This window comes from Stenotrophomonas maltophilia, from assembly GCF_004920835.1.
Lineage (GTDB): Bacteria > Pseudomonadota > Gammaproteobacteria > Xanthomonadales > Xanthomonadaceae > Stenotrophomonas > Stenotrophomonas maltophilia_AQ.
This window is the reverse complement of sequence record NZ_QFHO01000003.1, coordinates 184867-194671: the sequence shown is the minus strand read 5'-3', so window position 1 is coordinate 194671 and position 9805 is coordinate 184867. Positions and strand designations below refer to the sequence as shown.

Below are 9805 nucleotides of genomic sequence, written 5' to 3'. Positions count from 1 at the left end.
TCATTCGTGCTGCCACGTCAGATCCCCAGCGACAGGTTCTGACCCGGGGCCACCGGCCACCAGGTGCACGCCGAACGGTCACTGACCTTGCAGCGCCTGCTCTGGCCGCGGTACACGCGACCTTCCTTGATCAGCTCAGGAAGTCGGCGCGCCAGCATGTATCGGTCCAGCCCGGTGGCCTGCGCCAGCTCCTTGCTGGTCATGCCCGGGTTGTCCGTCACAGCCTTGGCGCTCTGGTCGTGCTGATGCGCCTGCAGGCCGCTGGCGACCACGTAGTGCGCCGCGTCGTGGCTGGTGCTCAGGTCGTTCGCCCTGGCCGGATGGTTGATGGCGCTCATGCCGCACCCCGCTCGGCCGCAGCCTCGGCGTGCTGGCTCACCTGCACCAGCCTGGACATCACCGCCGCGCATCCGCGTGCGATCGCGCCTGCCTCGTTCGGCGAGATCCGCCCGTCATCCAGCGCTGACGAAACCAACTCGGCCAAATCGCCCTTCGCAGCAGCCGCCTGCAGCAGTGCGCTGATCAGCGAGCCAGATTCCGGGGCATCGCTGCGCTGCGCCACGAAGCCGTGCTGCGCACACAGCGCGTGCAGGATGCGGAAGTCACCGGTGCGCGCCATCAGCGCGTCCGCTTCCTGCAGGCTCAGCAGGTTGCGGTCGGTGTTCGGATTGACCTTGCCGCGAAGGACCGCGGCCGACATGCCCAGCCTGGGCGCCAAAGCCTCACTGCCACCGGGGTACTGGTGGACCGTGTCGTAAGCGGCATCGGTGACATTCATGGGATAGGGACTCGAATGGATACGTGGGCACTACTGCGGCGCAACATGTGCGCCATGGACATCAACAACTCACGGACGACGGGCGTCGCCCTCCCTGCGCTACGCTGGCGTTTCCACACGAGCAGCCCGCAAGGAGGGCGACATGGAACTCAAGGACAACCCGGCTTTCGCCGACCTGTTCGCGCAGGTACAAGTGCTGGAGATGGTCTGTATGGCTGCCATCAGGGCGCACCCAGAGCCGGAGAAACTTCTTTCGGAGATGGAGCAGCAGTTGGGACTGCTTCGCTCACTGAGCTCGACAAGGGCGACAGATCTGATGGGCCGCATTGCCCACACGAAGTTCGATCAGAAGGCTCAGGGATGGATGGATTACGCTCGGAGCGTGCTGCCACAGGACTGAGAAAACTGTCCAGGTTGGACTCGATCATCCTTCGGGCGAGTTCGTCAGATCGATTGCGATTCGCATGCCAAATCCTGGTGGCTTCTCGCATGCCGGCTTTGATTCGCTCCGCCTGCCTCACCTCCTCTTCGGAAGGCTTGGCCAGCCAATCACGCAGCCACAGCCGCGGATTCCACTTGTCGGACAGCGCGCGCATCTCAGGCCACCTCCAGGGGGGCGTAACGGTTCTCGTCGGGGTCGTGCGGCGCGGGCTGCGCCTGCGTTTGTTCCTGGAAGCCCAGCAGGCGATGGATCTGCGGCAGCGCCGGCAGAACGCCCTCTTCCGGCCAGCCCTCAACCTGCTCGGTCGGCAGCTTCAGCACCTTTGCCAGCTGCTTGTCCGTCGACAGGCCAAGCCGGGCGCGCAGCGCGCGCTTGCTCATGCGGCAATCGATCTCGGGACCAATGCGAGCGATCGGCATATCCCCATCGGCACTGCCAAACACGTCTGGCCTGAGCAGATGGCGGGAGACGCCGGTGGCAGACTCGATCCCCAGGACATGTCGGGATGGCACTGGCCGATTGCCGCTCACCCACTGGTTTACGGCCTGCGGGGTGACGCCAAGCAGGCGGGCCAAGCCCGCCTGGCCGGATCCGTACTTCTGAACTGCGGTCGCGATAGCGTTCATGCCCCCAGCTTAAGCGTCGCTTTAGTTCATAGTCAAGCGATGCTTTCTTACAATCGCGATGACGCCAATGGACAATCAAGCAATGCTTGACAATTCAGCCATGGCGGCCGCCATTCGTTCGGCCATTGAAGACTCCTCGCTCACCCAGAAGGGGATTGCCGATGCCTTTGGAGTAACCGAGCAGGCTGTCTCGGGCTGGCTTCGCACGGGGAAGGTGGATAAGCGCAAGCTGCCGAAGCTGGCACAACTCACCGGCAAGCCCCTGTCCCACTTCGGGATGGGAGAGGCAGTAGAGGTCGTCTCTAGTTCTGCGACTAACCGCAGCTATGTTCGCGTCCAACAGCTAGATGGAGAGGCGGATATGGGAGATGGACGGATCAATGATGACTTCCCCGATATCGTTAGGGCCATGGACTTCGCTCCCACCTACATAAGGTCAATCGTTGGCTACGTGCCAGCCCCCGGCCGATTGGTACTGGTCACCGGGCGCGGGGACTCCATGATTCCCGTTATCAACCCGGGCGAGTCACTGATGGTCGACACAGGGGTAACGTCCTTCGATGGTGATGGCATTTACCTGATCAACACGGGTAACGGGCAGCAAGTAAAGGCTCTCCAAGATCGTGGCGATGCTGTGTACGTGGTCAGCGCCAATGCCGGGCTGTATCCCGCTTTTGCAATGCCACGAAATACTTTGATCGGCGGCAAGGTGTACTTGCGAAACAGGATTGACCGACTCAACTGATGGAACAGACAGGCAGGGGGGGAATATGGCCTTGATTGCGTGTGTGGAATGTGGCCGGCAGGTCAGCGACCAAGCGGAGGCGTGCCCGAACTGCGGCCATCCGATCCGAGCTAAGGCCACTCCCCCAGTTGTTCCCGCATACCAACCTAAGCCTGCATCGAAGACCAACACCGGGTGTGCGCTGATCATTCTCCTGGTGGTAATCCTGGCTGTCGTGGCCACCTGCATGCCCACCCGGGACAGTGGCAACTCGGGCGGCACCAGCCCTGGCGCTCAGGACATGCCAGCAGAAAGCGCGGAGCAGAAGCAGGCTCGCCTATTGGCCGAAGTAAACGATGAACAGCGCACGGACGAGGCGAGGCTCGCGGCCGCGAAGCAACTGGTGGCCTTCAATGGGAGCAGCGAGGCTGGCAAGCACGCAGCGGCGCTTGCCGCGGCGCTAGAAGAAAAGATCCGGAAGGCAAACCTCGGCAGGCAGTGGCGATACTGGTCGGACAACGATTCGATGACGGGCAAGATGTCTATTGGCGCCGACGTGCAGAGCAGCAATACCCACACGTTCGATTTTCCTTACGCAGGCGCTCAACACGCCACCCTATCGTTGCGGAGGCATCCGCAGCACGGAAACGATGTGTTCATGCGAATCGAGAGGGGGCAACTGCAATGCAGTAGCTACTCGGGCTGTGATGTACTAGTACGGTTCGGCGATGGCGAGCCAAAGCGATACCACGCTCTTGGGCCAGCGGATAACTCAAGTGAGACGATCTTCATCCAAGGCTATTCAGATTTCGCAAGGCGCATGAAGGACGTGGACGTTGTCCGGATCCAGGCAAATGTGTTTAGACAAGGCTCTCCGGCATGGGAGTTCGACGTAAGCGGATTTGATCCAAACCGCCTCAAGAACCCCTGAGTCGCCTCCTCCCGTCACTGCAGATAAGCCCCGCTTCGCGGGGCTTTTTCGTGGGAGCGTGAAAATTGACCTAAAGCATCGCTTGACATTGGACTAAAGCGCCGCTTTACTGTGGTCAGCCGCCCACGAAGCCTCCCTGCAGAGGCAGGGCGCCGGAGACCAGCATGCGCACCTCGACCCGGCCCCTCTGGGCCACCCTCCGCCCGATCGCCGCCGCCTTCGCTGCCGCGTTCGGCGAGGCCTTCAGCAGCTGCGTCAGCAGCAGGAAGGCCTGAGCCATGGCCGCGATCACCACCACCAGCCGCGGCGCTGCCCGCGTCGAATCCCGGCCCCGCGCCGGAACTATCGTCGTCCAGGTAGGCGAAGCCTCCCTACTCAGCCTGACCTCGGCCGAGGCGCGCGAACTGTCCGAACACTTGGCCGAATGCGCCGACGCAATCGACGAAGGCGCGACCGAAGTCGCCACCATCGGTCGAAGCAAGCCGCTGGCCCTCCAGCAGGCGGTGGCCGCGTGAGCGCCGTCATCCTCTACTTCCCTACCCGCCGTGTGCGTGCCGCCGCTGTCGCCCAGGCCGTCCGCCTGGCCGCCCTTCGCCTAGGATTTCACCCGCACAACGCCGACTTCGTAGCAATCATCGCCCGCCGCGACTTCCTCCAGGGCCGTTGCAGCGCTGCACGCGCCATCAGCGACATGGTCGAGGCGTTGAACGAGGCCGCACGCCACATGCGCACCAAAGGCGGTGCTGCATGAGCCGTCAGTATCGCGACGATCACCCGGCTCTGGACGCTCGTCTCTCGGCTCTGGAAGGCGCGGCAATGGACGCGTTTGACGCCGGCTGGGACGCATACCCGCCAGGTGCGCACTGCATCGTTCGCTCGCAGCGCTATGGCCACCCAGCGGTCGAGCGCGAGGCATTGATCGTTGGCACCACTGTCCACCTGCACCTCACCGTCAACGGAAAGCCCTGGGCGTCAATCAATGTGCGCACGAAGAACCTGAAAACCGGCAAGTACCGAGTTTTCTATCCCTCGGTCGAAGTCGACGGCAAGCCCAGCATCCGCGTCAAAGGTGGTGCCGAATGAGCTTCTTCGTAGACGCACAACAGGCGATCCGGGTCGCGATTTCAGACCTGGAAGAGGAAGGCTTCGGCACTGAGGAGCTGCGGGAGGTCGCGGACGCGCTTGCCGATCTGATCGAGGCGGCTCAGGCAACACGCACGTCCCTGCAGCACATGCGTGGACCGGATTCGATCATCCACGCACGTTCTGCCGAACTTGATGCCGCGCTCCTCCGCATCAAAGGCGGTTCCGCGTGACCGACAACGACTTCTTCGCCGCCATGGCCGTCGGCATCCCGACCATCACCCCGCCCCAGGCGCCAGCAGCGCACCGCTGCGAGTGCGATCACGAAAACCACCAGGTATGCGACGACTGCGAAGCAGTCGAGCACGCCCTGAAGCAACACGGAGCCGCCTGATGCGCCACCTGGCCCTGCCCTTCTTCTGCGCCGTCGTCGTCGGCCTGCTCCTCGCCACGCTCTCTTGGGCGCTGCGCAACCAGGTCGAACCCGTCGCCCTCGCCTGCGCCATCGGCGCCGTGTTCTTCGCATGGCGCTGCTGGGAAGACCTCCAGACCAGCTGGCCAGCCTTCAAGGCCGAGATGCAGCGCCGCCGCGATGAGCGGCAGCGCGTACCGCTGGCCGCTGACGACACCCACTGAGCAACCGCCCGCCCGGGTGACCGGGCTCCGCGCCGGCCGGACTTCCACTCGCCGGTAACCCATTCCAGGAGTCCAGCGTGCGTAACCAGCTCGACAGCTTCGATCACGACCCAGCTCGCATGGCAGCGGCCAATCGAGCCGCTGCTGACCACGCGCTGCACGACGTGCAGTTCACCGAGGCAGAGCGAGAGGCCCGTGCCGCTCACTACCTCGGCGAGGCCGAACGCTGGGACAACCTCGCCGCGCACAGCGCGCGCGCCACCACCGAACGCAAGGAGCAACACGCATGACCACCGACAACAAGACCCTGGCTGTCGATGTGCTGGCGGTTATGGATAGTGCGATTGAAACCTACATGAGCCTCAATCGAGAAGCCCGGTCGGAAGAAGACCACCTTCTTGACATTGAAGATGCTCAGGCTGCCCGCGCCGCAGTCGCCGAGCTGATCCAGATCGCGATGGAGTTCAGCGACTACGTGGCAGTAGACCATAACGATACGTCGCTGATAGACCGATCCGATATGTGGGATCGACTTGGTTCGGCAGTATCCCGCGTCAAAGGAGAATCAGCATGAGCACTGACAAGACCCTGGCCGACGTGAAGCCCGGTGGGAGGGTGAGGCTGGGGGATGGGCTACCGCTGCTGCCTGAGTTTGGCATCAACACTACAAACCACGCCAGCGTACGGGTTCAGGGCTACACCGCCCAGCAGATGCGGGACTACGCCCGCGCCGCCCTCTCCGCCCAGCCCTCCCCGGGTGGTCAGGATGCGCGTGCGCAGTTCGAGGTGTTCTGGGCCAAGTACACGGCCAACGTCGAAGGCGTCAAGCTGGCACGCGATGAAGAAGTCGCGCTTGAACGTGAAAAGGCGACCAAGCTGGCTCACTGGATGGAGGCATGGAACGCCGCACTCGCCGACCGCCAGCCGGTGGGGGAGCCGGTGGCCGTCGTCGGCGCCGACTTCGACCTGTTCTGGATCGGCTCCGGTCCGATTGCTCCGCTGGTGGAGCGGAACGGCCTACGTCCTGGCTCCAAGCTCTACGCCGCCCCGCCCGCGCAGGCCGTGGACCTGGGTGCGGTGCATGCACTGTTGCAGCGACGGATTGAGCATTGGCGCTCGCACCTGCCCGCCGATCCGGGCGCACCTGGAACCCGTGAGATCGAGACCAATGGCGAGCACGACTATAACAACGATGTGCGTATCTACCGCGAGGGGATCGCCGTCATGGAAGAAGCGGTGGCATTGATCGGCCAGACAGTGCAGGCCGTGGACCTGGGCGACTTCAAGGCCCTATATCGCGCCTACGTCCGCCTGTTGGAATCTGGCCGGGATCGCATCATCGACCTTGGCGGCACCTGCGATCCGGTCGATGTGATGGAAGCAAACGACGTGGACCTGCAGGCTGCGCGGCGCGTTCTCGACAGCCAGGCGGTGGGCAAATGAGCCAGATCATCGTCTTCCCGCGCGGGCAGCTGACCGCCGCAGACCGCAAACGCATGGCCGAGGCCGGGATCGTCGCTGTCGAGGCGGATGATCCCGCCAGCGTGGTCACTGTGGTGCCGGGCGCGCCGCTGGCCAGTTCCGACGACCTGGCCATGGCGGCGCTGTCTGCTATCGCTACCTGCGGGTGGGCTGACGTGTCCGCAAGGTTCGTCAAGGAACTGCATGGACGACTCGCCGCTCGCGAAGCAAAGGCGGTGGGCAATGGCTAAACCGACCATCCGCACGTCCACATCCGCCCTCGTACAGGTGACCGTGGAGGTTCGCGCCGGTTCGTGGGGCGAGGGCTGCCAGCTGGACCAGGTGTATCGGCAGGCGGCCGCAAGCGCGCTCGGCAAGCTGAGTCGCGTCTTGGAAAAGGAAGGCGTTCGCATCGTGGGCGTGGCGTCCATCAAGGCGATCACCACCGACACGGCGGTGCGCAATGGCTGACCAGCTGCTCACCGCTGCACAGGACCCATCCGAGCCCGTCGAGTGCCCCTACTACCACGGCCCAGTGTGGGACGCTTTCGGGCTCACCCGTGCGTCTTATCTCGTCGTCCCTCGCCGAACTCTGCAATCCATGCCACTGGAATGGCAGCAGCAGTTCGTGGCGCTGATGAAAGAGGCGCACTCGCACCTGCCAGCAGATGCATTCCCCGAATACACCGTGCGGCGCCAGGACAACGGCAAGTTCGTCGTCGACCCGCTGCGCGATTACCGCCACACCGGGCCGATTCCGCCCAAGGAAAGCCGCGATGAGCCCTGATCAGCTTCGAGCCTTCGCCCGTTCGATCTTGGACCGCAAGCTGCGCGCCGGGTGGCGTCGGGACCAAATCCTGCGAATCGAGTACGAAGGATTCACGGGGCCTGCGCACGCCGGCTACCTGATTTCCGCTGGAAAGATCTCGGTGTGCCAGGAAAACCAGTACCTGATCCGACATACCGACGCGTGGGCCGTGACGTTCCGCATGGCAGACCTACTGCGTGGTGAACCCGCGCCACCGCCGGCACTGCCGGCCCAACTGGACCTGTTCGTATGACCGCACCACTTCCCATTTCCCCGGCCACCGTTGTCGAGGCCACCAAAGCGTCGTCGCCTGTCGCTGCGGTCGTCGCTGCCATGCGGCGTGTCGATCCCGCCGGCGGCGCCGTTGCCGCCAACCAGGTGCACGCTTGGGCCGACACCCTCCTGAAAGCGCTCTACAGCGCGCAGCCTGTGCGCTGGGAGTACCGGCGCAAGGACGACTTCGCGCCAGGCTGTTGGGTCCAGGCCGATGCAGGGCACGTGTACGCCGCCCACCGGCGTGGGCTCGTTGTCCGCGCCCTATTCGAGACACCTCGCGTAATCCAGCCGGAGAAGCTGCACGAGTTCCGGGGGCGCGTGTGCGTCCGCTGCGGTGACAGCGAGGATTGGGCCGGGCCGGATTGTGAGCCGCTGATCCAGAAAGTCGACCCGCGCACCAGGCTCCCGGTTGAGGCGAGCTGGCTCCTTGAACCGCTGAGGTGGATCCGGGACGCCGGTCCCGCGCCGGTCAGCACGCACGAACGCCGCCGACGGGCCACCGAAGCAACCTTCCTCATCGAAAAGCTCGAAGCCCACATCGAGGAGTGCAACAAGCCATGACCCAGGAACATATCAGCCACCCGGAAGGGTTGCCGAACTGCGCCGCCGGCCACCGCGCGCGCCACATCCACGACAAGCGCTGCGCGTCCGCCGGCGGTGGTCACCTGGTCGAGTGCGCCTGTAGGTCGACCAGCAAGCACGCGGAGTCCGACGCGGCCATTGCTGCATGGCGCAGGCTCAACCGTCCCGCGCGCAGCGCGCGGCCGGCAGCGGTGCCTGCATCGGTCGACAACGTCCTGCAGTTCCAGCTCGGCCTGGCCGAGCGCAAACCCAAGACCCAGCGCGCGGCGCTGGCGTCGATCTGAAGGAGGAATTATGGGAGCTGCCGAGAACATCCCATTCGAGCTGCGAGCCATCGGTGCCGAAGAAGTCGGCACCCTGCTCGGCCTGGCTGCGCGAACCGTGCTGGAGACCGTCGCTTGCAGGCCGGACTTCCCCGTCCGGATCAGCATGCGTCCTGCGACATGGATTGCCGGCGAGGTGCTGGCCTGGCGCCAAGCTAACCGAGCCGGTCAGCCAGCTCGTCGGCGTCGGTCTGGTAGTAAATCAAGAGGCTCTTCAGGTCCCGGTGGCCAATAACTCGGGCCAGCTCCATCACGTCCAGCTTCTTCGACAGCCGCCAGATCGCCTCAGCGCGACTGTCGTGGAAGTGCAGGTTCTCGATCTGAGCGGCGTCCCGCGCACGGCGGAACAGGGTGTCTCGCGTGCCGGGATCCAGATCGAAGACGCTATCTGCGTCCTGCGGCAGAAGGCTGATTATCTCCCGCGCGCGGGCTGACATTGGCACACGGCGAACGTCGCCATTCTTGGTCTTCGGCAAGGTCACGGATTTGGCGGACACATCGGTCCACTTCATGCCCAAGATCTCGCCAGCGCGCATGGCCGTCTCCAGGGCGAACATGAAGCACAACGCGACCCGGTGCTGAGCCGTCTTCGGCGCGCCACCGTCATATCCCAGCGCCAGCGTCAGCCGGTCGATCTCTTCCTGAGCCACTCTGCGTTTCCGGCTGGCCGGCGCCTGCGGCCGGTCCACGTCCTTGATCGGGTCACCATTCAGCCACCCCCAATCCTTCCGGCAGGATTTGAACACCGACTGCAGCAGGTTCATCTCGCGCCGCACGGAGGCGGGTGCGACCTGGCCCAAGCGGCGCTCGCGCCATTCGGCCAGGTGGATCGGCCGCAGAGCGGGCAGGCGCACGAGCGCCAGGGGATCCCGCTCCAGCAATCCCAGCCGGGCCAGCTCCCACCGCGCACCCTTGTGCTTCGGCGCCACCTCATCGGCATAGCGGCGCAGGGCGTCCTTCACGGTATTCTCTGGGAGGCGCGCACCCGTCAGCTCGGCCTCGCGCATTAGCGCCCACTGGACCGCCTGCGCCTTCGTGGGGAGGGTGTTCGACTCGCGTCGACCGTCCTTGTAGATCTCGGCACGCCAGGAGGTGCCGCGTCGTTGGATAGATGCCATGCCGCCAATGTTCGGCG

Annotated in this window: 23 protein-coding genes; 18 read left to right on the top strand and 5 right to left on the bottom strand. The window is 64.4% G+C overall.

Annotation, left to right across the window (positions count from 1 at the left end):
* Nucleotides 1–17: 17 nt before the first annotated feature.
* Both DI041_RS03910 and DI041_RS03905 read right to left on the bottom strand, forming a co-directional pair.
* Nucleotides 18–338 carry a winged helix-turn-helix domain-containing protein gene (locus DI041_RS03910; RefSeq protein WP_248298419.1) on the bottom strand — a complete coding sequence of 107 codons (321 nt, stop codon included), beginning with the start codon at nucleotides 336–338 and terminating at the stop codon, nucleotides 18–20.
* Nucleotides 335–778 carry a phage regulatory CII family protein gene (locus DI041_RS03905; RefSeq protein WP_136638165.1) on the bottom strand — a complete coding sequence of 148 codons (444 nt, stop codon included), beginning with the start codon at nucleotides 776–778 and terminating at the stop codon, nucleotides 335–337. Before DI041_RS03905 ends, DI041_RS03910 begins: the two co-directional genes overlap by 4 nt.
* 142 nt (nucleotides 779–920) lie before the next feature.
* On the opposite strand from DI041_RS03905, the gene DI041_RS03900 reads away from it, so the two are divergent.
* Nucleotides 921–1178, top strand: coding sequence for a hypothetical protein (locus DI041_RS03900; RefSeq protein ID WP_136638166.1), 258 nt, complete (start codon nucleotides 921–923; stop codon nucleotides 1176–1178).
* A 197-nt stretch (nucleotides 1179–1375) separates the two neighbouring features.
* On the opposite strand, the gene DI041_RS03895 is transcribed toward DI041_RS03900, so the two are convergent.
* Complete coding sequence (locus DI041_RS03895) at nucleotides 1376–1846, bottom strand: YdaS family helix-turn-helix protein (RefSeq protein ID WP_136638167.1); 471 nt, start codon at nucleotides 1844–1846, stop codon at nucleotides 1376–1378.
* An 82-nt stretch (nucleotides 1847–1928) separates the two neighbouring features.
* Here DI041_RS03895 and DI041_RS03890 point away from each other — a divergent pair, with 82 nt between their 5' ends.
* Both DI041_RS03890 and DI041_RS03885 read left to right on the top strand, forming a co-directional pair.
* Nucleotides 1929–2591 (top strand): LexA family transcriptional regulator, encoded by a 663-nt coding sequence (locus DI041_RS03890; RefSeq protein WP_136638168.1) that lies wholly within the window; start codon nucleotides 1929–1931, stop codon nucleotides 2589–2591.
* A gap of 25 nt (nucleotides 2592–2616) precedes the next feature.
* Nucleotides 2617–3501, top strand: a complete 885-nt coding sequence (locus DI041_RS03885; protein ID WP_136638169.1) for a zinc ribbon domain-containing protein — start codon at nucleotides 2617–2619, stop codon at nucleotides 3499–3501.
* 115 nt (nucleotides 3502–3616) lie between these two features.
* Here the strand turns inward: DI041_RS03885 and DI041_RS21195 are convergent, their stop codons facing one another.
* Nucleotides 3617–3781, bottom strand: a complete 165-nt coding sequence (locus DI041_RS21195) for a hypothetical protein (RefSeq protein WP_169050318.1) — start codon at nucleotides 3779–3781, stop codon at nucleotides 3617–3619.
* Here DI041_RS21195 and DI041_RS03880 point away from each other — a divergent pair.
* The 15 genes from DI041_RS03880 (at nucleotide 3780) to DI041_RS03815 (ending at nucleotide 8631) form a co-directional block, all read left to right on the top strand.
* Nucleotides 3780–4016 carry a hypothetical protein gene (locus DI041_RS03880; RefSeq protein WP_136638170.1) on the top strand — a complete coding sequence of 79 codons (237 nt, stop codon included), beginning with the start codon at nucleotides 3780–3782 and terminating at the stop codon, nucleotides 4014–4016. The two genes, DI041_RS21195 and DI041_RS03880, sit on opposite strands and share 2 nt — an antisense overlap.
* The gene (locus DI041_RS03875) at nucleotides 4013–4252 is read left to right on the top strand and encodes a hypothetical protein (protein WP_136638171.1); all 240 of its coding nucleotides are present in this window, start codon (nucleotides 4013–4015) and stop codon (nucleotides 4250–4252) included. The genes DI041_RS03880 and DI041_RS03875 overlap by 4 nt, the downstream gene beginning before the upstream one ends.
* Nucleotides 4249–4584, top strand: a complete 336-nt coding sequence (locus DI041_RS03870; protein ID WP_136638172.1) for a hypothetical protein — start codon at nucleotides 4249–4251, stop codon at nucleotides 4582–4584. Before DI041_RS03875 ends, DI041_RS03870 begins: the two co-directional genes overlap by 4 nt.
* Nucleotides 4581–4817: a hypothetical protein gene (locus DI041_RS03865; RefSeq protein ID WP_136638173.1), complete on the top strand. Its 237-nt coding sequence runs from the start codon at nucleotides 4581–4583 to the stop codon at nucleotides 4815–4817. Before DI041_RS03870 ends, DI041_RS03865 begins: the two co-directional genes overlap by 4 nt.
* Complete coding sequence (locus tag DI041_RS21190; protein WP_169050319.1) at nucleotides 4814–4978, top strand: hypothetical protein; 165 nt, start codon at nucleotides 4814–4816, stop codon at nucleotides 4976–4978. The genes DI041_RS03865 and DI041_RS21190 overlap by 4 nt, the downstream gene beginning before the upstream one ends.
* A complete protein-coding gene (locus tag DI041_RS03860) occupies nucleotides 4978–5220 on the top strand; it encodes a hypothetical protein (RefSeq protein WP_136638174.1) in 243 nt (80 codons plus the stop codon). The genes DI041_RS21190 and DI041_RS03860 overlap by 1 nt, the downstream gene beginning before the upstream one ends.
* 77 nt (nucleotides 5221–5297) lie before the next feature.
* Nucleotides 5298–5510 carry a hypothetical protein gene (locus DI041_RS03855; protein WP_136638175.1) on the top strand — a complete coding sequence of 71 codons (213 nt, stop codon included), beginning with the start codon at nucleotides 5298–5300 and terminating at the stop codon, nucleotides 5508–5510.
* Nucleotides 5507–5794 (top strand): hypothetical protein, encoded by a 288-nt coding sequence (locus DI041_RS03850; RefSeq protein ID WP_136638176.1) that lies wholly within the window; start codon nucleotides 5507–5509, stop codon nucleotides 5792–5794. Before DI041_RS03855 ends, DI041_RS03850 begins: the two co-directional genes overlap by 4 nt.
* Nucleotides 5791–6663, top strand: a complete 873-nt coding sequence (locus DI041_RS03845; RefSeq protein WP_136638177.1) for a hypothetical protein — start codon at nucleotides 5791–5793, stop codon at nucleotides 6661–6663. Before DI041_RS03850 ends, DI041_RS03845 begins: the two co-directional genes overlap by 4 nt.
* Complete coding sequence (locus DI041_RS03840) at nucleotides 6660–6932, top strand: hypothetical protein (protein ID WP_136638178.1); 273 nt, start codon at nucleotides 6660–6662, stop codon at nucleotides 6930–6932. The genes DI041_RS03845 and DI041_RS03840 overlap by 4 nt, the downstream gene beginning before the upstream one ends.
* Complete coding sequence (locus DI041_RS03835; RefSeq protein WP_136638179.1) at nucleotides 6925–7152, top strand: hypothetical protein; 228 nt, start codon at nucleotides 6925–6927, stop codon at nucleotides 7150–7152. The genes DI041_RS03840 and DI041_RS03835 overlap by 8 nt, the downstream gene beginning before the upstream one ends.
* A 130-nt stretch (nucleotides 7153–7282) precedes the next feature.
* Entirely contained in the window at nucleotides 7283–7468 is a 186-nt protein-coding gene (locus DI041_RS21185) for a hypothetical protein (RefSeq protein ID WP_136638180.1), read from the top strand.
* Nucleotides 7458–7742, top strand: a complete 285-nt coding sequence (locus tag DI041_RS03825; protein ID WP_136638181.1) for a hypothetical protein — start codon at nucleotides 7458–7460, stop codon at nucleotides 7740–7742. Before DI041_RS21185 ends, DI041_RS03825 begins: the two co-directional genes overlap by 11 nt.
* The gene (locus DI041_RS03820; protein ID WP_136638182.1) at nucleotides 7739–8326 is read left to right on the top strand and encodes a hypothetical protein; all 588 of its coding nucleotides are present in this window, start codon (nucleotides 7739–7741) and stop codon (nucleotides 8324–8326) included. The genes DI041_RS03825 and DI041_RS03820 overlap by 4 nt, the downstream gene beginning before the upstream one ends.
* Nucleotides 8323–8631, top strand: a complete 309-nt coding sequence (locus tag DI041_RS03815; RefSeq protein WP_136638183.1) for a hypothetical protein — start codon at nucleotides 8323–8325, stop codon at nucleotides 8629–8631. The genes DI041_RS03820 and DI041_RS03815 overlap by 4 nt, the downstream gene beginning before the upstream one ends.
* Before the next feature lie 194 nt (nucleotides 8632–8825).
* Here DI041_RS03815 and DI041_RS03810 read toward each other — a convergent pair whose 3' ends face one another.
* On the bottom strand, nucleotides 8826–9788 hold the full coding sequence (locus tag DI041_RS03810; protein WP_136638184.1) for a tyrosine-type recombinase/integrase: 963 nt from the start codon (nucleotides 9786–9788) through the stop codon (nucleotides 8826–8828).
* Nucleotides 9789–9805 lie beyond the last annotated feature (17 nt).

What these genes read in the sequence shown, in the direction of transcription:
- DI041_RS03840 (WP_136638178.1), top strand. Translation starts at nt 6,660, where the DNA reads ATGAGCCAGATCATCGTCTTCCCGCGCGGGCAGCTGACCGCCGCAGAC.
- DI041_RS03870 (WP_136638172.1), top strand. Translation starts at nt 4,249, where the DNA reads ATGAGCCGTCAGTATCGCGACGATCACCCGGCTCTGGACGCTCGTCTC.
- DI041_RS03825 (WP_136638181.1), top strand. Translation starts at nt 7,458, where the DNA reads ATGAGCCCTGATCAGCTTCGAGCCTTCGCCCGTTCGATCTTGGACCGC.
- DI041_RS03850 (WP_136638176.1), top strand. Translation starts at nt 5,507, where the DNA reads ATGACCACCGACAACAAGACCCTGGCTGTCGATGTGCTGGCGGTTATG.
- DI041_RS03905 (WP_136638165.1), bottom strand. Translation starts at nt 778, where the DNA reads ATGAATGTCACCGATGCCGCTTACGACACGGTCCACCAGTACCCCGGT.
- DI041_RS03860 (WP_136638174.1), top strand. Translation starts at nt 4,978, where the DNA reads ATGCGCCACCTGGCCCTGCCCTTCTTCTGCGCCGTCGTCGTCGGCCTG.
- DI041_RS03880 (WP_136638170.1), top strand. Translation starts at nt 3,780, where the DNA reads ATGGCCGCGATCACCACCACCAGCCGCGGCGCTGCCCGCGTCGAATCC.
- DI041_RS03845 (WP_136638177.1), top strand. Translation starts at nt 5,791, where the DNA reads ATGAGCACTGACAAGACCCTGGCCGACGTGAAGCCCGGTGGGAGGGTG.
- DI041_RS03865 (WP_136638173.1), top strand. Translation starts at nt 4,581, where the DNA reads ATGAGCTTCTTCGTAGACGCACAACAGGCGATCCGGGTCGCGATTTCA.
- DI041_RS03890 (WP_136638168.1), top strand. Translation starts at nt 1,929, where the DNA reads ATGCTTGACAATTCAGCCATGGCGGCCGCCATTCGTTCGGCCATTGAA.
- DI041_RS03910 (WP_248298419.1), bottom strand. Translation starts at nt 338, where the DNA reads ATGAGCGCCATCAACCATCCGGCCAGGGCGAACGACCTGAGCACCAGC.
- DI041_RS03895 (WP_136638167.1), bottom strand. Translation starts at nt 1,846, where the DNA reads ATGAACGCTATCGCGACCGCAGTTCAGAAGTACGGATCCGGCCAGGCG.
- DI041_RS03900 (WP_136638166.1), top strand. Translation starts at nt 921, where the DNA reads ATGGAACTCAAGGACAACCCGGCTTTCGCCGACCTGTTCGCGCAGGTA.
- DI041_RS03810 (WP_136638184.1), bottom strand. Translation starts at nt 9,788, where the DNA reads ATGGCATCTATCCAACGACGCGGCACCTCCTGGCGTGCCGAGATCTAC.
- DI041_RS03815 (WP_136638183.1), top strand. Translation starts at nt 8,323, where the DNA reads ATGACCCAGGAACATATCAGCCACCCGGAAGGGTTGCCGAACTGCGCC.
- DI041_RS03835 (WP_136638179.1), top strand. Translation starts at nt 6,925, where the DNA reads ATGGCTAAACCGACCATCCGCACGTCCACATCCGCCCTCGTACAGGTG.
- DI041_RS03885 (WP_136638169.1), top strand. Translation starts at nt 2,617, where the DNA reads ATGGCCTTGATTGCGTGTGTGGAATGTGGCCGGCAGGTCAGCGACCAA.
- DI041_RS21185 (WP_136638180.1), top strand. Translation starts at nt 7,283, where the DNA reads ATGCCACTGGAATGGCAGCAGCAGTTCGTGGCGCTGATGAAAGAGGCG.
- DI041_RS03820 (WP_136638182.1), top strand. Translation starts at nt 7,739, where the DNA reads ATGACCGCACCACTTCCCATTTCCCCGGCCACCGTTGTCGAGGCCACC.
- DI041_RS21195 (WP_169050318.1), bottom strand. Translation starts at nt 3,781, where the DNA reads ATGGCTCAGGCCTTCCTGCTGCTGACGCAGCTGCTGAAGGCCTCGCCG.